This is a genomic window from Nonomuraea sp. NPDC049129, assembly GCF_040648495.1.
Classification (GTDB): Bacteria; Actinomycetota; Actinomycetes; order Streptosporangiales; family Streptosporangiaceae; genus Nonomuraea.
Genome location: NZ_JBEZDU010000008.1, coordinates 335,389 through 357,576 on the forward strand (window position 1 = coordinate 335,389; position 22,188 = coordinate 357,576).

22 protein-coding genes are annotated in these 22,188 nt (G+C 69.5%); 15 read left to right on the top strand and 7 right to left on the bottom strand.

Annotation, left to right across the window (positions count from 1 at the left end; all coding sequences use genetic code 11):
* Window positions 1–10 precede the first annotated feature (10 nt).
* A complete protein-coding gene (locus tag AB0B64_RS27175) occupies window positions 11–433 on the bottom strand; it encodes a hypothetical protein (protein ID WP_358180475.1) in 423 nt (140 codons plus the stop codon).
* Here AB0B64_RS27175 and AB0B64_RS27180 point away from each other — a divergent pair.
* The 4 genes from AB0B64_RS27180 to AB0B64_RS27195 all read left to right on the top strand — a co-directional run bounded on the left by AB0B64_RS27180 (window position 426) and on the right by AB0B64_RS27195 (window position 4,190).
* Window positions 426–929: an RNA polymerase sigma factor gene (locus tag AB0B64_RS27180; protein WP_357954724.1), complete on the top strand. Its 504-nt coding sequence runs from the start codon at window positions 426–428 to the stop codon at window positions 927–929. The two genes, AB0B64_RS27175 and AB0B64_RS27180, sit on opposite strands and share 8 nt — an antisense overlap.
* Window positions 926–1,951, top strand: coding sequence for a CU044_5270 family protein (locus AB0B64_RS27185; RefSeq protein WP_357954726.1), 1,026 nt, complete (start codon window positions 926–928; stop codon window positions 1,949–1,951). The genes AB0B64_RS27180 and AB0B64_RS27185 overlap by 4 nt, the downstream gene beginning before the upstream one ends.
* A gap of 125 nt (window positions 1,952–2,076) precedes the next feature.
* The gene (locus AB0B64_RS27190; RefSeq protein WP_358180478.1) at window positions 2,077–3,282 is read left to right on the top strand and encodes an FAD-dependent oxidoreductase; all 1,206 of its coding nucleotides are present in this window, start codon (window positions 2,077–2,079) and stop codon (window positions 3,280–3,282) included.
* The gene (locus tag AB0B64_RS27195; RefSeq protein WP_358180481.1) at window positions 3,279–4,190 is read left to right on the top strand and encodes an RNA polymerase sigma-70 factor; all 912 of its coding nucleotides are present in this window, start codon (window positions 3,279–3,281) and stop codon (window positions 4,188–4,190) included. The genes AB0B64_RS27190 and AB0B64_RS27195 overlap by 4 nt, the downstream gene beginning before the upstream one ends.
* A 17-nt stretch (window positions 4,191–4,207) precedes the next feature.
* Here the strand turns inward: AB0B64_RS27195 and AB0B64_RS27200 are convergent, their stop codons facing one another.
* Both AB0B64_RS27200 and AB0B64_RS27205 read right to left on the bottom strand, forming a co-directional pair.
* Entirely contained in the window at window positions 4,208–5,800 is a 1,593-nt protein-coding gene (locus AB0B64_RS27200) for a hypothetical protein (RefSeq protein ID WP_358180484.1), read from the bottom strand.
* Complete coding sequence (locus tag AB0B64_RS27205; protein WP_358180487.1) at window positions 5,797–6,726, bottom strand: ABC transporter ATP-binding protein; 930 nt, start codon at window positions 6,724–6,726, stop codon at window positions 5,797–5,799. Before AB0B64_RS27205 ends, AB0B64_RS27200 begins: the two co-directional genes overlap by 4 nt.
* Window positions 6,727–6,817: 91 nt before the next feature.
* Between AB0B64_RS27205 and AB0B64_RS27210 the strand changes: the two genes are divergently transcribed.
* The 3 genes from AB0B64_RS27210 (at window position 6,818) to AB0B64_RS27220 (ending at window position 8,547) form a co-directional block, all read left to right on the top strand.
* On the top strand, window positions 6,818–7,366 hold the full coding sequence (locus AB0B64_RS27210; RefSeq protein ID WP_357954737.1) for a MarR family transcriptional regulator: 549 nt from the start codon (window positions 6,818–6,820) through the stop codon (window positions 7,364–7,366).
* 168 nt (window positions 7,367–7,534) lie between these two features.
* Window positions 7,535–7,990 (top strand): helix-turn-helix domain-containing protein, encoded by a 456-nt coding sequence (locus AB0B64_RS27215; protein ID WP_357954739.1) that lies wholly within the window; start codon window positions 7,535–7,537, stop codon window positions 7,988–7,990.
* Window positions 7,991–7,992: 2 nt separating this feature from the next.
* Window positions 7,993–8,547 (top strand): PIN domain-containing protein, encoded by a 555-nt coding sequence (locus AB0B64_RS27220; protein WP_358180490.1) that lies wholly within the window; start codon window positions 7,993–7,995, stop codon window positions 8,545–8,547.
* 47 nt (window positions 8,548–8,594) lie between these two features.
* Here the strand turns inward: AB0B64_RS27220 and AB0B64_RS27225 are convergent, their stop codons facing one another.
* On the bottom strand, window positions 8,595–9,656 hold the full coding sequence (locus AB0B64_RS27225) for a hypothetical protein (protein ID WP_357954743.1): 1,062 nt from the start codon (window positions 9,654–9,656) through the stop codon (window positions 8,595–8,597).
* Window positions 9,657–9,932: 276 nt separating this feature from the next.
* Here AB0B64_RS27225 and AB0B64_RS27230 point away from each other — a divergent pair, with 276 nt between their 5' ends.
* From AB0B64_RS27230 to AB0B64_RS27250, 5 genes are all read left to right on the top strand, one after another.
* Window positions 9,933–10,595 (top strand): DUF4097 family beta strand repeat-containing protein, encoded by a 663-nt coding sequence (locus tag AB0B64_RS27230; protein ID WP_358180493.1) that lies wholly within the window; start codon window positions 9,933–9,935, stop codon window positions 10,593–10,595.
* Between the two features lie 277 nt (window positions 10,596–10,872).
* Window positions 10,873–12,600, top strand: coding sequence for an RICIN domain-containing protein (locus AB0B64_RS27235; RefSeq protein ID WP_358180496.1), 1,728 nt, complete (start codon window positions 10,873–10,875; stop codon window positions 12,598–12,600).
* A 248-nt stretch (window positions 12,601–12,848) separates the two neighbouring features.
* Window positions 12,849–13,130 (top strand): SDR family oxidoreductase, encoded by a 282-nt coding sequence (locus AB0B64_RS27240; protein WP_357954749.1) that lies wholly within the window; start codon window positions 12,849–12,851, stop codon window positions 13,128–13,130.
* A 59-nt stretch (window positions 13,131–13,189) separates the two neighbouring features.
* Window positions 13,190–13,678: a DUF5946 family protein gene (locus AB0B64_RS27245; RefSeq protein WP_358180499.1), complete on the top strand. Its 489-nt coding sequence runs from the start codon at window positions 13,190–13,192 to the stop codon at window positions 13,676–13,678.
* Between the two features lie 60 nt (window positions 13,679–13,738).
* Complete coding sequence (locus AB0B64_RS27250; protein WP_357954753.1) at window positions 13,739–14,278, top strand: AAA family ATPase; 540 nt, start codon at window positions 13,739–13,741, stop codon at window positions 14,276–14,278.
* Here AB0B64_RS27250 and AB0B64_RS27255 read toward each other — a convergent pair.
* The 3 genes from AB0B64_RS27255 to AB0B64_RS27265 all read right to left on the bottom strand — a co-directional run bounded on the left by AB0B64_RS27255 (window position 14,275) and on the right by AB0B64_RS27265 (window position 16,814).
* Entirely contained in the window at window positions 14,275–15,273 is a 999-nt protein-coding gene (locus AB0B64_RS27255) for an NADPH:quinone oxidoreductase family protein (RefSeq protein ID WP_358180502.1), read from the bottom strand. The genes AB0B64_RS27250 and AB0B64_RS27255 overlap by 4 nt on opposite strands.
* Window positions 15,274–15,320: 47 nt before the next feature.
* Window positions 15,321–15,668 (bottom strand): MerR family transcriptional regulator, encoded by a 348-nt coding sequence (locus AB0B64_RS27260; protein WP_357954758.1) that lies wholly within the window; start codon window positions 15,666–15,668, stop codon window positions 15,321–15,323.
* Between the two features lie 108 nt (window positions 15,669–15,776).
* A complete protein-coding gene (locus AB0B64_RS27265) occupies window positions 15,777–16,814 on the bottom strand; it encodes a hypothetical protein (RefSeq protein ID WP_357954760.1) in 1,038 nt (345 codons plus the stop codon).
* A 206-nt stretch (window positions 16,815–17,020) separates the two neighbouring features.
* Between AB0B64_RS27265 and AB0B64_RS27270 the strand changes: the two genes are divergently transcribed.
* The 3 genes from AB0B64_RS27270 to AB0B64_RS27280 are packed head-to-tail and all read left to right on the top strand — an operon-like array spanning window position 17,021 to window position 22,098.
* On the top strand, window positions 17,021–18,025 hold the full coding sequence (locus tag AB0B64_RS27270) for an ABC transporter ATP-binding protein (protein WP_357954762.1): 1,005 nt from the start codon (window positions 17,021–17,023) through the stop codon (window positions 18,023–18,025).
* Window positions 18,022–18,726, top strand: a complete 705-nt coding sequence (locus AB0B64_RS27275) for an ABC transporter ATP-binding protein (protein ID WP_357954764.1) — start codon at window positions 18,022–18,024, stop codon at window positions 18,724–18,726. Before AB0B64_RS27270 ends, AB0B64_RS27275 begins: the two co-directional genes overlap by 4 nt.
* Window positions 18,727–18,786: 60 nt before the next feature.
* Complete coding sequence (locus AB0B64_RS27280; RefSeq protein WP_358180505.1) at window positions 18,787–22,098, top strand: FtsX-like permease family protein; 3,312 nt, start codon at window positions 18,787–18,789, stop codon at window positions 22,096–22,098.
* Window positions 22,099–22,188: the final 90 nt, after the last annotated feature.

Below are 22,188 nucleotides of genomic sequence, written 5' to 3' on the forward strand. Positions count from 1 at the left end.
CACGCCCGGTTTATCGGGCTTGCCCGGACAGCAACGCCGTCCAGATCGCCCCAGCTTCATGGATCGAGCACGGCGAGGTCTTGCGGACCTCGGGGGTGCCGTCGAGTTGGACGGTCCGCCGGATGAACGCCTGCCCGCCGCCCTCGCACAGCTCGTGCACCGTGGCCCGGCAAGAACAGGTCCAGGCCACATGACGTACCCGTTCGAGAGCCTGGTGCGGACGTCGCCAGTCCAGCCGGGTGTGACCTCCGCGAAGCGCCTCGCGGACGAGGTGCTCAGCACGGGATCGCTGGAGTGGATGACGCAGGTCCTCAACGGAGATTAAGTCAACGTTTGGCTTGGCCTGTGTTTCCGGGACGCCATCCCTCTGCGACGCCAACTCAAGATTTTCTGGAAGAATCGCACGCTTGCGGGCAAGCAAGGGTGTGATCACTGCTCCTGGCGTCTTCGAGGCCATCTTCGAAGCCCATTACGAGGAGATCTGGCGCTACATCGGCCGCAGGCTCGCCCTCGACGTAGCCGAAGACCTGGCGGCGGAGACGTTCCTCATCGCCTTCAGACAGCGCGACCGCTTCGACTCGGCCGTAGGCGAGGTCAGGCCGTGGCTGTACGGCATCGCCACCAACCTCATCGGCCGGCATCGGCGTGCCGAGGTGCGGAGGTACCGTGCCATAGCCCGGACGGGGCCGCCACCTGACGACGAAGGACACGATCAGCGGATCGTGGACTGGCTCACCGCGAAGGTGACGGTCGACCGGCTGGCGGGGGCGCTGGCGCGGCTGTCACAGGGGGAGCGCGATGTGGTGCTGCTCATCGCGTACGCCGGGCTGAGGTACGACGAGGTGGCGGCGGCGCTCGGAATCGCCCCGGGGACGGTCGCGTCCCGGTTGAGCAGGGCCAGGACCAAGCTTCGTGAGGGGTTGGAATGAACGAGTTCCAGGTCATCGACTCGCTGATGCCCGACACGCCGACCCCGTCGGCCGGCCAACTGGCGGCGGCGCGGGCGCGGGTATTCGCAGCCGCACCGATTCCTCCTGCGTCCAGGGCACGGGTGCGCAGGAGGTCGTGGACGGGCATGGCGCTCGTGGCGGCGGCCGTGGCGCTCGTGGTCGGCGCCGTGACGGTTCTCGTACCTCGGCCTGCGGTGCAGCCTGTCGCGGTCACGCCCATGCAGAAGCTGGAAGCCGCGGCCGCCAGGCTGGCGGCGACACCGGAGGCGAAGGGTCGTTTTTGGCGACGTGACACCGAGGAGGTCATGCGGACGAAGACCGAGTACAACTACAAGGCCGAGATACGGGCCATGGAGGTGGAGGAACGGGCCATGGAGGTGCTCGCCTTCGGGCCCAGCCGCGAGGTCTATGGCTGGCGCGAGCCGGTGTCGTCGAAGCCGTACACGGCCAAGGGCCTGAAGGCGTGGCGACGGGACGGCTCGCCCAAGCTGTGCCCCGCACGGGGGTGCGACAAGAACATGCCCGCGTACTCCTCGACGGACCTGAAGCTGGGGCTGGAGCTCGCCGAGGGGTTGAAGCCGACGATGACGGAACTGCGGAACCTCCCCAAAGAGCCGGCGGCGCTCAGGGCGCGGCTGCTGGCAAGTTACGACCCTCAGGGGGCCGCTGAGCGCGAGCCGTGGCTCGCGGGGGCCGTCAAGCGGCTCATCAATTCACCGGCGACGCCCGGCACCAGGGCCGCCGCTTACCTTCTCCTGGCGAAGGCGCCGGGCATCAAGGTGGTCGACGAGGTACCCGGCACGTTTGGGCTCAACGGGCTGGCTCTCCAGTACCAGGGAGGTCAGCTGGTGATCGACCCCAGGACTGGACAGTTGCTCGGGATACAGGGGCTGAGTCCCGAGGGCGTTGCGTGGGAAGCCGAGATCATCAGGAAGGCGGGCTGGAGCGATGTGCGGCCGGTGGCGCCTCCCAAGTGCCGGAGCTGTACGGCCCGGCTCTAGAACGCGCGCACCGGATGGGTTGCCTTTCGAAGTGAGCGTCTGTGGCGCGTGTCACACCGATCGCATGTCACGGATCGGCGGGCTGCTTGCATCCCGTGGTTGTCTACCAAGCGAAAGGTACAAAAATGACCACGCGATACGAAACCGGCATGGCAGCTCCGCACCGCGTTCTGATTCTGGGGGCGGGGTACGCGGGCATGGCCGCGGCGATCCAACTGGCCGCTCGGACCAAGGGGCGCGAAGACGTACAGGTGACTCTGGTGAATCCGCAGGAGCGGTTCACCGAGCGGTTGCGGCTGCACATCTCGGCGACCGGGCAGCAGGTCGCCGAGATGAACATCCCGGAGTTGCTGGAGGGTACGGGCGCGCGGTTCGTGCGCGGCTGGGTGACGGCGATCGAGGCAGACGCCAAGGTCGTGCGGATCGACGACGACCGCGTGCTGCGCTACGACACGCTGGTGTACGGGCTGGGGAGCGTGGCCGACACGGTGACGGTGCCGGGTGTGGAGGAGTACGCGTACACCCTCAACAGCGCCCACGACGCCGAGGTGCTGGCCGAGCGGCTGGCTCGGCTCGGTCGCGGTACGGTCGTGGTCGGCGGCAGCGGGTTGACCGGTGTCGAGTCGGCCGCGGAGATCGCTGAGCGGCACCCCGAGCTGACCGTCGTGCTGCTGGGCCGGCAGGAGCCCGGCGCGGCCATGAGCCCCAAGCCGCAGGCCTATCTGCGGTCCGCGCTCACGCGCCTGGGTGTCCAGGTGCGTAGCGGGATCGAGGTGGCGAAGGTGCTGCCCGACTCCGTCGAACTGGCGGGCGGGGAGAGCGTCGCCGCCGACGTCGTCCTGTGGACGAGCGGTACGCGGGTGTCGCCGCTGGCGGCCGCCGCCGATCTGACCGTCGACGAGCGCGGCCGTATTGTCACCGACGCGACGCTACGGTCGGTGTCGCACCCGGATGTGTACGCCGTGGGCGACGCGGCCGCGATTCGCCAGGGCTACGGCGTCATGCATGGCACCTGCCAGGGCGGCATGCCGACCGGTGTACACGCTGCGGTGTCGATCGTCCGTGCGTTGGACGGGAAGCGGACCAAGCCGTTCCGCTTCGGCTACTACCACACGCCGGTGAGCCTGGGACGGCACGATGCGGTCGTCCAGTTCACCCACCCCGACGACAGCCCTCGACGGGTGCATCTGACCGGCCGCACGGCGGCACGGTATAAGGAGGCGGTGACCGCTTCGCCCTGGCCGACGTACGGCCGTATGAAGAAGATGCCGGCCTCAGGTGCGTTCTGGCCCCGTGGCGGCCGCTTCACCCGTGTCCGAGGTGTGCGATGACCAGCCCGTACGGGGAGCACGACCAGCAGGTGTTCAACCAGCATCGCAATCTGCTGTTCTCGGTGGCCTATCGTGTCCTCGGCACCGTGGCCGACGCCGAGGACGCGGTACAGGATGCCTGGATCAAGTGGTCGGCCGACGACCGTTCGCAGGTGGCCGACCCCAAGGCCTATCTGGCACGGATCGTGTCGAATCTGACCCTGCAACGGCTGCGCTCGACCCGGTACCAGCGCGAGACCTATGTGGGGCCGTGGCTGCCCGAGCCCATCCTCACCAGCGGCGACACCGCCGATGACATCACGAGCGCCGAGTCGGTGTCGACGGCGATGCTGGTGGTGCTGGAAACCCTGAGTCCGCTTGAGCGCGCGGTGTTCGTACTGAAGGAGGTCTTCGACTTCAGTCATGCCGAGATCGCGCAGGCGGTGGAGCGTTCCGAGACGGCGGTACGCCAGGCCGCGCACCGCGCTCGCGAGCACGTACGGGCCCGGCGGCCGCGCTTCGCCGCCGACCGGTCGCGGCAGCGCGATGTCACGGAGCGGTTTCTCGCCGCCGCGACCGGAGGCGACATCAACACCCTCATGGAACTGCTGTCTCCGGACGTCACTCTGTGGACCGACGGGGGAGGCAAGGTTCGGCAGGCCCTGCTTCCGGTCGTGGGCGCCGAGACGGTTGCCGCCTGGTTCGGCGCCATCGGGAAGGTCACGTACCAGGGTGTCGAGCCCGGCGACATGAACGCCGAACTGGTCGAGATCAACGGCGGGCCGGGCATGGTGTTCAGCGGTCTGGGGCGCGTCATCGCCACTGTCACCTTTGATTTCGATGCTGACGGGCGCATCACCGCCCTCCATAACATCGCTAACCCGGACAAACTTCGGGCCATCGCTGAGGGGGTCATTCGCACGCTCTGAGGTCCGCGCCGGTCGCGCTATCCGAGGTCACGTCGGCGGAGCGCGGCCAGCCCCACGGCAGTGAACGAGGTGGCGACGACGGTCAGCAGGATCAGCGGCGTCATGGTGAATTCGGCAACCGGAAGCCCGGGGGTCTGCGCGAACGGCGACACCGTCAAGATCGACGGGTCGGCGTGCAGCAGTTCCACCGCGAACTCGAGCACGAAACACAACCCGAGCGCGACATAGGCGACGATCGCGGCGAGCCGCGGCAGCAGGCCGTACACCAGCACCGGAATGGCGGACAGCACCAGGACCGAAGGAAGCCGTGTCAGGCTCGCCCCCAACAGCCGGGCGATCTCGCCGCCCGCGTCTCCCGTGGAGAGCCCATAGACCAGACCCATCCCGAGGCCGAGCCCGGCGAGCACGATCGCCGACCCGGCCGCGACGACGGCCAGGTGACCGCCTGCCCAGCGCAGCCTGCCGATCGGGCCGGTCAGGATGACGTCGGCATGGCCGGAGGTCTCCTCCGCACGCAAGCGCAGGGTCGCCTGAATCGCGTAGACCGTGATGACCTGGCTCATCAGGTAGATGACGAAGGCGAAGAAGCCGTCGGCGGGACGGCCGCCGCCACCCATCCGCTCGATCAGGCCCCTGAGAGCCTCGCTCGCGTTCAGTTGCTCGGCGGCGCTCCGCGCCACGCCGCCCAAACCGGCGCCGAACGCGGTGGACGCGACGGCCCAGGACAGCAGCGTGCCCCGCTGCAGCCGCCAGGCCAGGGCAAACGAGGTACGCAGGCCCGGCGCCGCCTCGGCGGGGCCGAGCCGGGATGGGAGGATGCCGGCCCCCAGGTCCCGGCGCGCGGACATCCGGTACGCGCCGGCCACCAGCAGCAGGGTCAGACCGATGACCGGCAGCAGCGGCCAGTAGTGGTCACCGGCGAAGGGACGCATGCGCTGGGTCCAGCCGAACGGCGACAGCCAGGACACCCAGGAACTCTGCTCGAGGTCCGCGACCGCGCGCACCGCGTACAGGATGGCCATCGCGGTGGCGGCGAGGCCGGCGGCGGTACGGGAGCTTTCGGTCAGCTGGGCTGCCAGGCCCGCGAGCGCGGCGAAGACCCAGCCGACGGCGGCGACCGACAGCCCCATCACCAGGGCGCCCTGTGCAGGCAGCCCCTGGCCCATGAGCCCCAGTGCCACGACAAGGGCGGTGATCAGCCCGGCGGCGAACGCCACGGTCAGCGCGGCCGTCAGTGCCGCGTGCCTGCCGACCACGGTCGAGCCCAGCAGTTCGCTACGGCCCGCTTCCTCCTCTCCGCGAGTGCTGCGGATCACCAGGAACAGGCTCGCCAGTGCGATCAGCAGGGCGGCCTGCCCCCGTACTCGCCACGCGGCGAGCCCTGCGGCGGACGAGTCATAGATCGGGCCGATCATCATGAGCTGTGTCGGGTCGCCGTTGGTCGTGTGGAGGAACGTCTGGCGCGCCTCCTCCGTGGGAAACGCGGCGGCCACCGAGCCGGCCACGCCGATCACGAGCAGCGCCACGAGCCCGTACCAGACCGGTAACCGCACCCGGTCGCGCCGCAGGATGAGCCGGATCAGTCCGCCGGTGCCGGTGAGAGTGTTCATCGCTGTGCCACCGCGTGCTTTCCGTTCGAGCCCGCGCCGGACAGATCGTCTTCGTAGTGGCGCAGGAACATTTCCTCCAGCGTCGGCGGCTGGCTGACCAGGCTCCGCACACCTACCTTCACCAGCTCACGCAGCAGCGCGTCCAGCGCGTCGCCGTCGACCTGGCAGCGCAGCCGGTTGCCCTGTGTCCACAAGCTGTGTACGCCCGCTGATCCGGCGAGCTGGGGGATGGGCCCGGCGAGCTCGGCCGTGATCGAGGTGCGGGTGAGGTGGCGCAGTTCGGTGAGCGTGCCCGTTTCCACCGTGCGGCCGTGCCGGATGATGCTCACCCTGTCGCACAGGGCCTCGACCTCGGCGAGGATGTGGCTGGACAGCAGCACGGTACGGCCCTTGCGCCGCTCTTCCTGGATGCTCTCCTGGAAGACCGCCTCCATCAGCGGGTCGAGGCCGGAGGTGGGCTCGTCCAGGATGAGCAGGTCGGCATCCGAGGACAGCGCCGCGACCAGGGCCACCTTCTGCCGGTTGCCCTTGGAGTAGGCCCGCCCCTTCTTGCGTGGATCCAGTTCGAAGCGGTCGAGCAGTTCGGCCCGGCGCCGGGGGTCGATCCGGCCGCGCATCCGGCCGAGCAGGTCGATCGCCTCGCCACCGGACAGGGTCGGCCACAGGGTCACATCACCGGGTACGTACGCCAGCCGCCGGTGCAAGGCGGTCGCGTCTCGCCACGGATCGCCGTCCAGCAGCCGAGCGGTCCCGGAGTCCTGACGCAGTAGGCCGAGCAGGATCCGGATGGTCGTGGATTTACCTGCCCCGTTCGGCCCGAGGAATCCGTGCACCTCACCGGCCCGGACCGTCAGGTCCAGACCGTCGAGTGCCCGGGTCCGGCCGAAGGTCTTGACCAGACCGGACGCGGAGATCATGTTTGCCATACTTCGGACACTACATGAATTTCACGAAATTCGTGAAACATCAGTTAGTCTGTAGCCTGTGGCCATCAGAGCCGACGCGCAGAGGGTGTGCATGACCGAGAGAGCCGACGACGAGACCGGCATGACCAAGAGAACCGGGGACGTGCGCACGGCCGACGCGCTGCGGTTCCTCGAACGGTTCGCCGTGATCATGTCCGACTCGGGTTACCCGCGTATGGCGGCCCGCGTGCTCGCGGCGCTGCTCATCGCCGACGACGGCCGGCGCACCGCCGGCGAACTCGCCGACGTACTGCACGTCGGCCCGTCGGCGGTCTCGGGCGCGGTGAAATATCTGATGCGGGTCGGGATGGTGACCCGCGAGCGGGACCCCGGTGAGCGCCGTGATCATTACCGCGTCGACCAGGCGGCGTGGTACAGGGCGGCGGCGTCGAGTGACGAGGTTTTCCGTCGTTTCGAGGAGGGCGCGCGCGACGGAGCCGAGGTGCTCGGTACGGACACGCCCGCGGGCGCCCGGATGGACGAGACTCGGCGCTTCTTCGCGTTTCTCCGGAGCGAGGTCCCCCAGCTGCTGCACAAGTGGAACGAGTTGAACGCTCAGCCTGCAGAACGATCAGGCGGCTCGGCCCGGTCCGGCTCCTGACGCGCGCTTGGTCGTCGCCGTCGTCCGACGGTGGTCTTTCGCGCTCTCCGAGGTCGCGCGAGGTGGAAAGCGGCCAGCCCGAGCGCGGTATCGCTACCCAAGGGGGTCTCGTAGGGGTGCTTGCGATTGTTTCGTTTATTGCGGATACTGCGATAGGGAGGTGTTGTCATGACAGACGTCCAGGCCAAACGTGTTCAGCCCGGGATCATCGACGCCGAGCTCGCCAGTCGCGCGGTGCGGCGGATCAAGGATTACCTCATGCGGTATCCCGAGCAGTCGACCATTCGCGTCGACGGCGAGCATGGTGGCGAGAACCCGTTGATCCTGCCTCGCGAGGCTGTGAGCCTGCTCGCCTTCGTCCTCGCTCAGGCGGCTGAAGGGCGCGGAGTAACGGTCATACCGTCCCATGCCGAGCTAACCACGCAGCAAGCAGCGGACATGCTGAACGTCTCGCGACCCTATCTGATCAAGCTTCTGGAAGCGGGTGAGATGCCCTTCCGGTTGATCGGTAAGCATCGGCGTATCACCTATGAGGACCTCCAGGAGTACAAGCGCCGTGACGACGTCAAGCGCCGGACGGCTGCTGATCAACTTGCTGCACTGGGGCAAGAGCTGGGCATCTGAACATGGCCTTCGTGGTGGTCTACGACGCGAACGTGCTGTACGGCAACACGCTGCGCGACCTGCTCATCCGCCTTGCCATGGTGGGGCGGACGCAGGCCAAATGGACCAACGGGATTCTCGACGAGATGCAACGCAACCTGCTTGCCAACCGTCCCGATATTTCGGAAGAGAAGTTTGGCAAACTCCGGCTCCTGATGAACTCGGCTGTCCGGGATTCCCTGATTGAGGGGTATGAGCCGCTGATTGAGGGGCTGAAGCTTCCCGACTCGGATGACCGGCATGTGCTGGCGGCGGCGATCAAGGCAGGGGCACAGATCATCGTGACGTCGAACCTCAAGGACTTTCCGGCAGAGGACTTGGCCCCATGGGGCATTGAGGCCAAATCGCCCGATGACTTCGTGCTGGACCAAATTGACCACGACGGGAGAGTCGTGTGGGCTTGCGTGCAGCAGATCGCGGACTCGCGTACCAACCCGCCGGAAACTGTGGACGACGTGCTCGATGCATTGGAGACGGCAGGCCTCGTCGAGTCGGTCGCTGCCCTACGAGCCGGTTAGAGGCATTGCCAGCCCGATCTTGTGGACCACATCCGCATGCCGACTGATCATTTCAGCGCGCTGAAGTGCGGGAAGATCTCGGACTTCTTGCCGAGCTTGAGCAGCGTCTCCGTCACCCGGCCCTTCAAGTCGACGATCCCGACGCCGGCCTTGGTGGTGATGAGCAGGTGCTTCTCGTCGTACCAGCCGAGGGTGGTGGCCCGCCCGCTGGAGGCGATGGGCAGTCTCGTCACGGCCTTGCCGGTTGCCGCGTCCCACACGCAGGCAGCCTTCTCCAGTGGCAGGCAGGCGGTGACGAACCGCTTGCCGGAGGGGGAGAAGCCGCCGCGTCCGTCGCCGCCCGGCCGGCCTCGTACCTGGTATTCCTTGGTGGCCTTGCCCTGGAGGTCGTACAGCCGGACGGTTGTGCTGCCGAGCCTGCCGTGTCTGACCAGGAAGCGGGTGCCGTCGTTGTTCCACTCGAAACCGCCGACGGTGACCAGCGCCTTGTAGATCTTGACGAAGCGGGGCGTGAGGTCAGGCACGTCGAGGATCAGGACTCCTGCCGAGCGGTCGCCCTGGCGGGCCAAGCTGACGGTGAACAGCAGCCTCTTGCCGTCCGGTGACCACCTGGGCCAGCGCATCTGGGGATACTGGGTGCCGCCGTTCTCGGTGTCGGCGGGGGTGTAGTCGGTGAGCTGGATCGCGACGTCTCGGCTCTTGCCGGTGGTCCGGTCGAGGATCCGCAGGCGGCTCTTGGCTGGCTCTTCCCGCGACTCCAGTCGCCCGACCGTCCAGCGACCGTCGGGGGAGACCGCGAAATCCCCATAGTCGCTCTTGATGAACCGCCGCCGGTCCGGCTGCCATGCCCACAGCGCGAACAGGCCCCCGTGGTTTTGCATGTCGACGGTGGTGTACGACGTGAGCTGGACAGGGCGGCCGTTCAGGTCGGCGACGACCGCGGCCTGACCCTTGCCGAACTGGCCATCTCCCGTCTGTTCCGTTACGCCAGGTAACGGGCCCCGGGTCGGCTGAGGCGGGGGCGCGACGGCCGAGGCGGCGGTGGCGGCGGCTGTGGCGGTGGTGAGCACCAGTGCGCTCACCAGGCTGGACACGAAACGGCCGAGCATGTGATCTCTCCTGGCTGTCGGAAGGAAGCCTTACCAAGATCAGAATAGGGTCCGCCCCGACCCCGCCGTGGCGGCTCATCGCGAATTTCCACCACCCCGCCACCGAACCCCGCATGGACGCCCTCGGGCTCAACGCCGAGCGTGCGGGTGGTGTGTCAGTGGTCGCGTCAGGACGGCGACGGCCCGGTATCAGCACGGTCGGCGATGCTCATCCCATGAACGGTCCAGCGCTTGCGAACTGGGCCACGCCGAACTCAGATTCAACAGGAGCACACGATGCAGAAGTTCGACACCCCCGCCGCGATCACCACCGTCCTGGACATCCCCGCCGGGCGCGTCCAGTTCATCGCGGCCGACCGGGCCGACACCACTGTCGAGGTGCTGCCCGCCAACGCCTCCAAGGGCCGCGACGTCAAGGCCGCCGAGCAGACCACGGTCGAATACGCCGACGGCGTCCTGCGGATCGAGACCGCGCAGAAGAACCAGTACCTCGGCCCCACCGGAGCGATCGAGGTGACGATCCAGCTGCCCACCGGTTCCCGCGTCGAGGCGAAGTCGGGCAGCGCCGAACTCCGGGCCGTCGGCCGCCTCGGCGACGTCACCTTCGAAGGCGCCTACCACCAGATCAAGCTGGACGAGACCGCAAGCCTGCGCCTCACCGCGACCGACGGCGACGTCGAGGTCGGCCGGCTGGGCGGCGCCGCGGAGATCAGCACCGCACGGGGCGACATTCGGATCGCCGAGGCCACCGGCGGCAAGGTCGTGCTCCGCACCGAGTCCGGCGACATCTCGATCAGCGCCGCCGCCGGCGTCTCGGCCTCCCTCGACGCCGGCACCACCCACGGCCGCATCGCCAACACCCTCAAGAACGACGGCACCGCCGAGCTCGACATCCACGCCACCACCTCCAGCGGCGACATCACCGCCCGCAGCCTCTGACTGAGAGCTCTGGACGCTTCCCCGGCCCCGAGGTCGCACCCCCCGCCCCTCGCGTGGCCTGGGGGAAGCGCGTATTACGCCTGGATTGGCTATTCCGGTCGGGCCCAGTACGTTGATCTTCCTCATCGTCAAGGTGAGCGATGTTCACGATCCGGGGGTCGCCGAATGCTTCTCAAACGCCTTGTCCTCTATGTCGCGGCGGGGGTTCTCGTCGCCAACGGGCTCGATGCCCGTCCCGTGGCGGCGGAATCGCTCGATCCATGTTCCGGTACGGGCGGTGTCGTCCGAGCCGCTGAGCTGCGGCGCGCCATCGGACCTCTTCCCCGGCGCGCGGCTCGGGTTACGGACGGGCCCCCAGGCGAACGGGGCCCGGCTCACGGCGGACCAGGCCGACGCGGCGGCGGAGGCGGCGACGGCCAAGGTCCTCTGCGATGGCGACGGGGAGAGCGGCAAGCGCGTCGAGGTCCTGTACGTCCGCGAGTCCAGCATGCCCGACCGTTTCACCCAGCTCATGCCGATGTTCCAGGCGTGGCTCGCCAACGCCGACGACGCGTACAACGACGCCGCCGCAGAGGGCGGCCAGAGCCGGCACATCCGCTATGTGACGGAGGCGGTCTCCGGGGGTTGCCAGGTCGCGGTACGCCAGGTCACGGTGCCCGCCGACTCGCTGGCCACCTTCGACAGTGGCATCACCGCGGTGAAGGCGCTGGGATACGACAAGGCGGACCGCAAGTACCTCATGCTCACCGAGGCGACCGTCGAATGCGGGCGGGGCGGGCGGTACAACGACGATCGTCCCGACGCCGCCAACTACAACAATCGCACCACCTACGCGCGGGTCGACGCGATACCCAACTGTTTCGGCGCCAACGCGATCGCCCACGAGCTGGGCCACACGTTCGGCGCGGTGCAGCCGAGCGCGCCGCACTCCTACAGCGGGCACTGCACGGACCAGTTCGACCTCATGTGCTACGGCGGTACGCCGTCCTGGGACTGCGTGGAGTGGAACGACTACCGGGTTCCCGACTGCAACCGCGACGACTACTTCAACGTCAGCCCGGAGGCGGACAGCTATCTAGCCACCCATTGGAACAGCGCGGACAGCGACTTCCTCATCAAGGGCGCCGCCGCCGACGTCGTAGGCCATCCCACGGTCGGCTTCACGTACGCGATCACCAGCGTGTCCACCGGCGGGGCCATCGAGCCGATCGACGGCTCCACGACCGGACTGGTCAGGCTCAGTCAGCGCGCCCGGACCAACGGGACGAGCCAAAAGTGGATCATGGGTTACAAGACCGGCCTGCAGTTCATCAACGCGAACAGCCGGATGTGCGTGGACAGCGCCTACAGCGGCACCACCTCGGGAACCCAGGTCCTGCAGTACGGCTGCAACGGCCAGGACGGCATGCGGTGGGCGTACCTGCCGCAGGCGGACGGCAGCTACGCGATCATCAACTGGCTGTCCGGTCTGGCCCTGACGGTCACGGGCGCGTACCCGGCCCCGCTGGAGCAGCGGCCCTACACCGGGGCGACCAACCAGCGGTGGAAGTTCAACCGGATCACGGATCCCGGCCCGCAGGACGGCGCGAAGTACTACCTGACAGGCATCGGCAACCGCGAGAACGCCGAGGTGCTCAACGGCGCGCTGACCTCCGGAGCGGTGGTCACGCATAAGGCGCACTCCGGCGCCACGCGCCAGCAGTGGACGTTGCGCAAGGCCGCCTCGGACACCTTCCCCGCCCGCCTCGTCAACGTCAACAGCGGCCTGTGCCTGGACCTGAAGACGCCGAGCGACGCGGCCGGAACTCAGATCGTCCAGTCGACCTGCACTGCGAGCAACACGCAGATGTGGACTGTACGGCGTGCGGCTGACGGCACGTACGTCCTCGTCAACGTCCACAGCCAACGCGTGCTCAACATGACGACCGGTACGTCGTCCGCCCTGGACCAGCAGGTCCTGGCCGGCAACAACGCCAACCACTTCTGGGCGCTCAAGCCGATCTAGCCTGGCCCGCCCGGTCCCTGGAAGCCCAGGTCAGCGGTGTGACCTGGGCTTCTCGTGGGCGAGGACAGCAAAGGACCTGATTTGCGAAGATTTCCAGATGGGAATCGACATGAGCGCACAGGGGCCTCTGGCGGGCAGGGTAGCGGTGGTGACCGGAGTGAGTCGCCGGGCCGGGATCGGCTTCGCCCTGGCCCGTGAACTGCTGAGCGCCGGGGCGAAGGTGGTGGCGCAGTCGTGGACCGCACACGATGCCGATCAGCAAGGGTGCGATCCATCAGATGACGGCCAGCCTCTCCGACGCGCTCGCTGATCGAGGCATCACCGTCAACACGGTCAACCCTGGGCCGGTGGACACCGGCTGGGCCGGTCCCGAGCTCGCCCGGCACATCGGCCGTTCCCTGCCTTCGGGCCGGTGGGGCAGGCCAGATGAGGTCGCCAAGGTGGTCCGTTGGCTCGCCTCGGACGATGCCGCCTGGATCACCGGGCAGGTGATCAATTCTGAGGGCGGGTTTCGACGTTGGGTGGAGTGAGGGCTGTCGGGCCGAAATGTCGTCGACAAGGCCGTTGCCGACCGCCTATGGTGCGGACCGTGACAGACAGCCCCAGCATGCGCCAGTGCGACTGCGGTGCGAGTGCCGGCCCGCTGGGTGTGTGCGTCGACTACTACCACGCGATCCTGGCTGAAGAGCAGGCCGATCCGCAGATGTACAGGTGGCACGCGCCCGTGGTGTGCGCGTACCTCCTGCAGCATCCTTCCAGAGCCAATGAGAAGTACCTGGACGGCCAGTTCCGCCAGCTGCAGTTGTACGTGGACAAGGGCCTCGACGCGCTGCTTCGCGTGGCGGCTCATCAGGTGGCGCGGAACAAGCATGGGGTACGGTCGGGCTACGACATGGCGCCGCTCGAGGAGTACGCGCCGCTCCCGCAGGGCGGATCTCCCGGGCGCTTCCGCGCTACGTTCTGCGGCTTGCCCGTCAAGGGTGGCAGCTTCGTGTCCGATGGGCATCTGGCGTACGGACGCCACATCGAAGCCATCGCCGAAGCGACTGTGGAGTCCTGGAGATCCGTCCAGACCTGACGGACAGCCCGCAGATCAACCCATCCCATGCCCAGATCCGGGATGTACGGGAAGTGATTCATGAAGCGCTACATCCTGACCGGCACGCCTGGAGCCGGGAAGACCGCCATCCTGCGTTGGCTGGAGTGCGACGGCTACACCGTCGTCGAGGAGGCGGCGACAGATGTCATCGCCCTGCGGCAGGCCCAGGGCGAGTCCGAGCCGTGGACGAAGCCGTCCTTCGTTGAGGCGATCGTCACCTTGCAGCGCCGACGGCAGGAACAGGCCGCGGCCCTCCCCGGCGAGGTGCAGATCTACGATCGATCGCCGGTCTGCACCTACGCCCTGGCCACTTATCTCGGCCACTCCGTCTCGCCGGCGCTGACCCGCGAACTGGAACGCATCGAAGCGCAGCAGATCTACGAGAAGAAGGTGCTCTTCGTACAGAACCTCGGATTCGTCACGCCGACCGACGCGCGGCTGATCACGTTCGAGGAGTCGCTGCGGTTCGAGCGGGTCCATCAGGACGCCTATGCCTCACTCGGGTACGAGTGTGTGCTGATCGCTCCGGGCGTGCTGCCGGACAGGGTGGCGGCGGTCAAGAAGCAGTTCGGTTCCTAGCGCCAAGGATCAAGGGCGTGCTTGCCACGGGTCCGGCCTGCTTCGAGTTCCTGAAGCACCGCCGGCCCGTCGCCCAGGGGGTGGACCTGGGGGGTGCCGGGCGGGTACACGCCGTGGGCGATGAGCGCCCCGATCTCCGTGAACAGCGATCGGTAGATCGATGGGGCGGCGCTCGCCAGCGCACCGATGTGCAAGCCCTTCACCTGCGCGTGGTGGGTGAAGACCAGGTCGTGCGTGGTCAGACTGGCGTCGCCGGAAGCGGCGCCGAACACGACGACGCGCCCGATGAAGGGTTTGGCGACCGACAGACTGGTCTTGAACGTGGCCTGTCCTACCGATTCAAGGACCAGGTCGACTCCGCCGGTCAAACGGGTGATCTCCTCGGCCAGGTCGGGGCGTGCAGTGTCCAGAACCTCGTCGGCGTCGAGCGCTCGAACGACGTCGTGCTTGGCCGGTGAGGCCGTGGCGATCACCCGCGCACCGTAGTGGCGGGCGAGGCGCACCGCGGCCTGCCCCACTCCTCCTGCCGCCGCGTGGATGAGTACCGTGTCACCTGGCTTGATCTCACCCAGCGGCCTCAGCGCCGCCAAAGCGGTCGCCCAGTTCAGCACCATTCCGAGGGCTTCGGCGTCCGTCCAGCCGGACGGGACGGGCAGCACCTCTGCGGCCGGCAGCGCCATGTACTGCGCGAAGGCGCCAGGGCCGGCTCCGATGACGTGGGTACCGAGCGGAAGTGGGGCCTCGACGTCAGGTCCGACGCCCACGATCTCACCGGCGGCCTCGAATCCCGCGACGTAGGGCGCCTGAGGCCCTCCTCCGTAGGTTCCACGGGTCTGCATGACGTCGGCGAAGTTGACCCCGGCCGCGCCGACTCGGATCAAGTACTCGCCCGGGCCCGGGGTGGGGCGACGACGGTCGCTGGTGAGGATCAGATCCTTCGGCCCGCGGTGCGACCGCTGAAGCAGTGCCCGCATCGTCTGGTGGTTGGTCTCCATACGCCGAAACGTAGGAGCCTCACACTGGCGTGAGGGTCAAGCCATGGTCACCGGCGGGCCTCGCGCAGGTAGGCGTCGAGTGCCGACTGCTGGGCGGTGAGAGCGGCGATGCGAGCGGTGAGCCGATCACGATAGCTCTCCACCTCATGCAGGAAAAGCGGATCCGGGTCAGCTTCCGGTCCGTCGGTGAGGTGGGGCAGGGCTGCCTTGACCAGCCGTACGGGCAGCCCGGACTCCAGCAGCGAGCGAATAGCGTGGACGCGGTCGATGGTCGACTGGCAGTAGTCGCGGTATCCGTTACTGCACCGACCAGGGACGATCAAGCCTTCATCCTCGTAGTACCGCAACGACCGCACACTCACGCCGCTGGCGCTGGCGGCTTCGCCGATCTGCATGTCTCAGACAACGTGCCGACGCTCCGCGAGCTTCCGTGAGCGTTTCACCGGCATCGCGTGGCTCACCGGCCGGGCCTTCACAGCGGCGAGCCGAGGCTTGACCGGGGGTCAGCGGCCGCTGCCCGCTACGAGGCCGGAGTAGTTGGCGAGCACCTTGACCTGGTCTGGTTTGCCGCTCTTCGCGGGGATGTGGGCGGCGACCTGGAACAGATCGGTGATCGTCATGTACGTGTAGTACTTGCCGCGCAGGATTCCGCTGTCCTTCTGGAAGACGTAGTTACGCTCCGGGCCCTGCCGCACGTCGTAGCGGATCGTGCGCTCGATCGTGGTGAAGGTCAGCGCTCCGCCGTCGGTGGTGCGCAGCGTGTACGACGGATAGCGGGTGGCCGGGCGGGCGGTGGACGAGATGCGCGCGTACTGGTTCATCCTCTGGCGAGTCTTCGCCGCCCCGGTGGTGATGCTGTCGGCGGCGAAGAGGCTCTTGTCGGCGGCGGTGCCCTTGCCGACCATGTGGGCGGCGTACTTCTTCGCGAAGTCGGCGGGCGACATCAGCAGGCCGGTTCCGTCCGTGGGGCCGACCGCCGTGGCGACGCCCGAGGCGTCAGCGGCGATCGCGGGCAGTTCATCGGTGGTGGTGCCGTCGAAGGTGTCGGGGGAGTACATCTGCCGCCAGCCGTCCCCCTGCCGGGCGAAGAGCAGGTACGTCGGCTCCTTCGAGGTCGTCGGCTTGCGCTGCCAGTGTGCCGTGGCCAGGAACCAGGGCTGCTGCCCGGCGGCCGGCGCGCGGAACGCGGCGCCCGTGTAGCCGAACGGCTGGTACTTGATGGTCTTGCGCAGGATGCGGCTGGAGGCGTAGCTGGCCTTGTCGATGGCGAAGCTGGAGCCGCCCTCGTAGCCGGCCAGGAGTTCGTCGCTCCGGGCCTTGTTGGCGGCGTTGTTGCGCTTGACGTAGTCCGCGAGGACCGAGGTGGCCTCCTGGTCCGAGACGGCCCGAGCCGGCTTCGGGGCACTGCTCGCGCTGGGTTCGCCCGTCGCGGCAGGGTCCGCCTTCGTGCCGCCCATGCCCGGCAGGGCGGGCAGGGCGGAGCATCCTGCGAGCAGACACCCTGCCGTGACTGCGCTGATCGTCCAGCCGTACCGTCGCACTTTCCGTACCTCTAACCACTATGGGACTAAAGGGCACAAAAGTAGCAGTAGTGATGTCGGGTGCACGATTGGGGACCGCGGTTCGGGGCAACCCGTCACGGCTCCTTCGCGGGGCGTGAGCGCTCACGAGAGCCTGTTGGCCGGGCGGATGGGGACTCTATAGAGTCTGGCCAGAGATGAGCGCGACTCCGGTCCGGAGGAGGGGGATGTCCATCAAGCCGCTGTCCCTGCCGCAGCCACCTCAGAAGGCGCCGGAGTTCGGGCGGGACGCGCTGATCGTCTGCGAGAGCCTGGTGCGGATCTACCAGTCCGGGTCGGTCGAGGTGCAGGCGTTACAAGGGCTGGACCTGCTCGTTGACAGTGGCGAGATGGTCGCCGTCGTCGGGGCGTCGGGGTCGGGCAAGTCGACGTTGCTGTCCATCCTCGCCGGGGTCGACGCCCCCACCGCCGGGCGGGCGCGCGTCGACCGGTGGAACCTGCTGGCGATGTCCCGGGCCGATCGTGTGCACTACCGGCGGCGTACTGTCGGATTCGTCCGGCAGCAGACGGCCAGCAACCTCGTGCCCTACCTGACCGCGCGGCAGATGGTCGACCTGCCGATGACGGCGGCCCGCACACCGGCCCGCAGGCGCCGGGCCCGCGCCGCCGAACTGCTGAGCGCCCTCGGCGTCGCCGACTGCGCCGACCGGCGTCCCGCGCAGCTGTCCGGCGGGCAGCAGATGCGGGTCGCCATCGCGGTGGCCCTCGCCAACGAGCCGCGCGTCCTGCTGGCCGACGAGCCGACCGGCGAGCTGGACACCGCCACCTCCGCCGAGGTCTTCGGGACGTTACGAGAGGTCAACCGCCGGCTCGGCGTCACCGTCGTCATCGTGACCCATGACTCCGCGGTCAGCGGCCAGGTCGAGCGGACCGTGGCGATCCGCGATGGACGCACCAGCAGCGAGGTACTACGCCGCACCGCCACCGGCGCCGACGGCGACACGCACATGATCGCCGAGGAGTACGCCGTGATGGACCGTGCCGGACGGGTCCAGGTGCCGCGCGACTATCGGGAGGCATTGGCGCTGACCAGACGGGTCCGACTGGCGCTGGAGGCCGATCATGTCGCGATCCGCCCCGACTTCGACGGACCCGATCGCGATGTGGTCCGCCCTGATCTCGACGCGGCCGATCACGTCGCGATCCGCCCTGACCTCGATGGATCCGCGTGAGCGCCGGTCCGGCCGACAGGCCGCTGCTCGCCGTGCGTGGCGTCCATCGGCGCTTCGGCAGCGGGCCGACCGCCGTCCACGCTCTGCGGGACGTGTCGTTCGACCTCGCCGCGGGCACCATGGTGGCCCTCATCGGCCGGTCCGGATCCGGGAAGACCACATTGCTGAACGTCATCGGCGGTCTGGACCGTCCGGACTCCGGGACCGTACTCGTCGACGGTACCGACGTGACAGCCCTCGACGAGGACGGCCTGTCCCGGTTACGGCGGGAGAAGGTCTCCTACGTGTTCCAGACGTTCGGCCTGATCCCGGTGCTGTCGGCCGCGGAGAACGTCGGCGCCCCATTACGGCTGGCGCGCCTCCCGGCGGCGGAACGCGAGCGTCGGGTCGAGCTCTTGCTGGAGCTGGTGGGCCTGGCCGACCACGCCCAGCAGCGTCCGGGTGAGCTGTCCGGCGGTCAGCAGCAGCGGGTGGCGATCGCCCGGGCCCTGGCCGCCTCTCCCCGGCTGCTGATCGCCGACGAGCCGACCGGGCAGCTGGACGCCGAGACGGGTCTGTCGGTGATGGCGCTGTTGCGCGGAGTCGTGGAGTCCGAGGGCGTGACGGCGCTGGTGTCCACGCACGACCCGACGATGCTCGCGCTGGCGGACCGGGTGATCCAGATCAACGACGGGCGGCTGGACGGGCGGGAAGCCTCATGATCGTCCAGGAACGTGGGCCGTTGGACGGGCAGGAAGCCTCGTGATCGTCCAGAGCCGCACGTGCTGAGGCTGCTCGCCCACCGAGCCCGCGCGCAGTGGCCGCTGCTGGCCGCCCTCCTGGCGGTCGCCATGGTGGGCCCCACGCTGCTGGGCGCCTGCGCACTCCTCGTTACCCGCACCGCCGAGCAGGCGCTGGAGGCCGCCGCGTCCCGCGCAACTCCCGACCAGGTCGACGTCACCGCCTACACCGTCACCATCCGCGGACCGGACGCGCGATCCGTCGCCGCCGACACCCGCCGCGTGCTGACCTCGGCGCTGGCTCCGTTCGCCGCGACGACGGCCGCGCGCGCGTCGTCGGTGATGCGGTCGCTGCCGACGACGCGGGCGGGTGGCGACGGCGTACCCGCTGAGACCTACCTGTCGAGCGTGGAGGATCTGCCGGCTCGCGCCGCGTTGGTCACGGGACGCTGGCCGCGGGGCGCGGCCGACGCGGCGCACCCCGCCGTGCCGCCGAAGGCCGACGCGGTCCGCCGTGTCGTGCCGCTGGAGGCCGTCGTGCTTGAGCCCACCGCGCGGCTGCTCGGCCTCACCCTCGGCAGACGCGTCCGCCTCGGTGCGGAGCTGGGCGACGACCCCGCCCGGACGGTCGACGTAACCATCGTCGGCGTCGTACGCCCGCTGCCGGGTACCGGCTGGGACCGCGACCCCCTCGCCGCCACCGGCTACGACCTCGCCTACCGCGACGGTCGCTCCGTGCGGCCGGTCCACGCGTACGGGCCGTTCATCGTCGATCTCGCCGCCTTGCTCGCCGGCGGCTCCACCATCGACCGGCTGGAGATCACCGCCCATCCCGACCTGTCCGCCCCCACCCGCCGCGGCCTCGACACCGTCGCCGAGGCGGTTCTCGGCGCCGACCGCATATTGGCGCGTACTCTCGGCGACCGGGTGCGGATCGAACGCGTCGCCTCCCGGTTGCCGTCGACCCTGCTGTCCGCCCGCGACCAGCAGCAGGTCACCGCTGCGGCCGTACTCACCGTCGCTGTCCTCGGCATCGTCCTGACCGCGACCGCCCTCGCCCTCGCCGGGCGGCTCACCGCCGGCGTGCGCGCTGACGAGACCGCTCTGCTGTCGGCGCTGGGCGTCAGCCGAGGGCAGTTCGCCGCCGCCGCCGTCGTCGAGGCCGGCGCACTTGCCGTTCTGGCCGCCGCGCTCGCGATCCCCGCCTCTTCTGTCCTGCACGCCGGTCTGACTCACCTGCCGCCGCTGGCGGAGGCCGGGCTCGCCGTCCATCCGGTCGTGACCGGCGTCCATGTGCTCGCGGTCGCCGGTGGCGCGCTGGCGCTCGCGGCGGTGCTCGTCGCTCTCTCGGTGCGGCCCACGCCCGTGGTCGGCGACCGTCGCCACCGGCGCGAACTGCTGGCCCGCTCCGGGGCCGATGTGCTGCTCGTGGCGTTCGCCGTCGCCGGCTGGTGGCAGCTGCGCGATCAGCCCACCGGCTCCGGGTCCTCCGTCGACGCCATCCGCGTGCTCACTCCCGCGCTGCTGCTCACCGCCGGCTCCGCGCTGGCGCTGCGCCTGGTGGTGCCCGCGCTGCGCGGCGTCGAGCGGCTGGCGCGCCGCGCCCGTGGGCTGACGCTCCCGCTGGCCGCGTTCGAAGCCGCCCGTCGGCCGCAGGCGGTGGCCGCGGGGCTGCTGATCGGCCTGGCCTGCGCGGCCGCCACGTTCGGGGTCGGCTTCGACGCCACGTGGCAGCGCTCCCAGCATGACCAGGCCGACTTGGCCGTCGGCACCGATCTCGCTCTCACCCTCTCCGCGCAGCCGGAGGCCGGACAGGGCGCGGCTGTCGGCGCGGCCACCGGAGGCGCGGTGAGCCCGGCCACCAACCGTGGCGTCGCCGTCGGGCAGTGGCTCGGCAACGCCGGCGACGTACCGCGGCTGGTCGCCGTCGACACCACCCGCGCCGAGTACTTGCTGCGCGGTCGGCTGAACGATGGCCGCAGGTGGACGGACGTGGGCGCCGCGCTCGCGCCGCCGACCCGCGCCACCGGCGTCCCCGTCCCGAAAGGCGCCGTGCTCACCCTCGCCGGAAAGGCGACCGGCGGTGGGAAGGCGACCGGCACTGGAAAGGCGACCAGCACGACCCCGCTCACCGTCACCCCGCGGCTGCTGCTGCAGGACGCCACCGGCTTACGGACACCCTGCGACGGCGCGCCCATCCCGCTCGACGGCAAGGCGCATCAGCTGCCAGCCTGCGCGACCGTCGAAGGGCTGCGGCTGGTCGCGGTGTCTCTCCCGTTCGCGCCCGATCTGGGGAACGTCGGCTTCGGCTACTCCGATGCCCTGGCCGAGCTGCCGGCCGGGGCCGGCGACAGCCGCGTCGCCGTCACCCTCACCGTGCCCGAGGCCCCAGCCTCCACCGGTGTGGCGTCCGGGTCACCGTGGAGCGCCACCTCCGTCGAGCCCGCCCCCGGCCAACTCGGCGATCCGGCCGTCGCCCTCGCCCGTACCCCGGCCGGTGTTCAGCTGAAAATGACGACCACCGTCGGACTCAAAGGCCCCCCGGACGCCGCCCGAACCCTGGTCGCCACCGCCTTCCCGGCCACGGGGCCGGTGCCCGTCGCCGTCTCCACCCGTTTCGCCGACGAGGTCGGTGCCCGTCGCGGCTCCCGGCTCAATCTCACCGTCGGACTCACCCCCGTCCCGGTCAGGGTGACCGAGGTGCTGCCCACGGTTCCAGCCGCCCCGGGCGCCGCGGCGATCCTGGCCGACTCGGACGTCCTCTCCCGCGCCCTCGTCGTCAGCGGCAACCTCGACTTCCCCGTGGACGCCTGGTGGGTCGGCAACCCCACCCGGGCCGATGCCGCCGTACGCGTCGCCGCCCTCCGCCTCGGCGCCGTCACCACGCGCGCGTCCGAGACCGCCCGCCTCACCGGGGGCCCCCTGCGCGCCGGACTGCCGGCCGCGCTGCGGCTGCTCGTCCCGGCCACGGTCCTGTTGCTGCTCGCCGGCGTCGTCCTGCATGTGACCTTCGACCTCCGGACCCGGGCGCTCGAGGTGGCGCGGCTGCGGGGCCTGGGGATGACCCGGCGCGAGGTACGTGCCGTACTGCTCGGCCAGCACGTCGGCGTCCTGCTGCCCCTGCTCGCGGCAGGCGCGGCCGTCGGCGCACTCGCCACCCGCGTCGTCGCGCCTCTGCTCGTCCGCTCCGAGACAGGCGCCGTCCCCGTGCCTGCCGCCCTGCCCGTCTGGCCGTGGGTCACCGAGGTCGGCTTGCTCGCCCTGTTGCTGGCCGGGTGCACGCTCGCGGTGACCGCCGTGGTCGTCGTACAGGCCCGCCGCGTCGACGTCGCGTACCTGCGGGTGGCGTCGTGAAGCACATGCGGACACGGGTCGTGAAGCATCTGCGGGTGGTGTCATGAGGCGCATGCGGGCACGGCCTCGGGAGGCATCCGCGAGTGGTGC

Excerpts from the sequence above, each read along its gene's own strand:
- AB0B64_RS27215 (WP_357954739.1), top strand. The coding sequence starts at position 7,535 with ATGACAGACGTCCAGGCCAAACGTGTTCAGCCCGGGATCATCGACGCC.
- AB0B64_RS27190 (WP_358180478.1), top strand. The coding sequence starts at position 2,077 with ATGACCACGCGATACGAAACCGGCATGGCAGCTCCGCACCGCGTTCTG.
- AB0B64_RS27205 (WP_358180487.1), bottom strand. The coding sequence starts at position 6,726 with ATGGCAAACATGATCTCCGCGTCCGGTCTGGTCAAGACCTTCGGCCGG.
- AB0B64_RS27210 (WP_357954737.1), top strand. The coding sequence starts at position 6,818 with ATGACCGAGAGAGCCGACGACGAGACCGGCATGACCAAGAGAACCGGG.
- AB0B64_RS27255 (WP_358180502.1), bottom strand. The coding sequence starts at position 15,273 with ATGGAGACCAACCACCAGACGATGCGGGCACTGCTTCAGCGGTCGCAC.
- AB0B64_RS27220 (WP_358180490.1), top strand. The coding sequence starts at position 7,993 with ATGGCCTTCGTGGTGGTCTACGACGCGAACGTGCTGTACGGCAACACG.
- AB0B64_RS27260 (WP_357954758.1), bottom strand. The coding sequence starts at position 15,668 with ATGCAGATCGGCGAAGCCGCCAGCGCCAGCGGCGTGAGTGTGCGGTCG.
- AB0B64_RS27225 (WP_357954743.1), bottom strand. The coding sequence starts at position 9,656 with ATGCTCGGCCGTTTCGTGTCCAGCCTGGTGAGCGCACTGGTGCTCACC.
- AB0B64_RS27200 (WP_358180484.1), bottom strand. The coding sequence starts at position 5,800 with ATGAACACTCTCACCGGCACCGGCGGACTGATCCGGCTCATCCTGCGG.
- AB0B64_RS27230 (WP_358180493.1), top strand. The coding sequence starts at position 9,933 with ATGCAGAAGTTCGACACCCCCGCCGCGATCACCACCGTCCTGGACATC.
- AB0B64_RS27195 (WP_358180481.1), top strand. The coding sequence starts at position 3,279 with ATGACCAGCCCGTACGGGGAGCACGACCAGCAGGTGTTCAACCAGCAT.
- AB0B64_RS27240 (WP_357954749.1), top strand. The coding sequence starts at position 12,849 with ATGCCGATCAGCAAGGGTGCGATCCATCAGATGACGGCCAGCCTCTCC.
- AB0B64_RS27185 (WP_357954726.1), top strand. The coding sequence starts at position 926 with ATGAACGAGTTCCAGGTCATCGACTCGCTGATGCCCGACACGCCGACC.
- AB0B64_RS27270 (WP_357954762.1), top strand. The coding sequence starts at position 17,021 with ATGTCCATCAAGCCGCTGTCCCTGCCGCAGCCACCTCAGAAGGCGCCG.
- AB0B64_RS27250 (WP_357954753.1), top strand. The coding sequence starts at position 13,739 with ATGAAGCGCTACATCCTGACCGGCACGCCTGGAGCCGGGAAGACCGCC.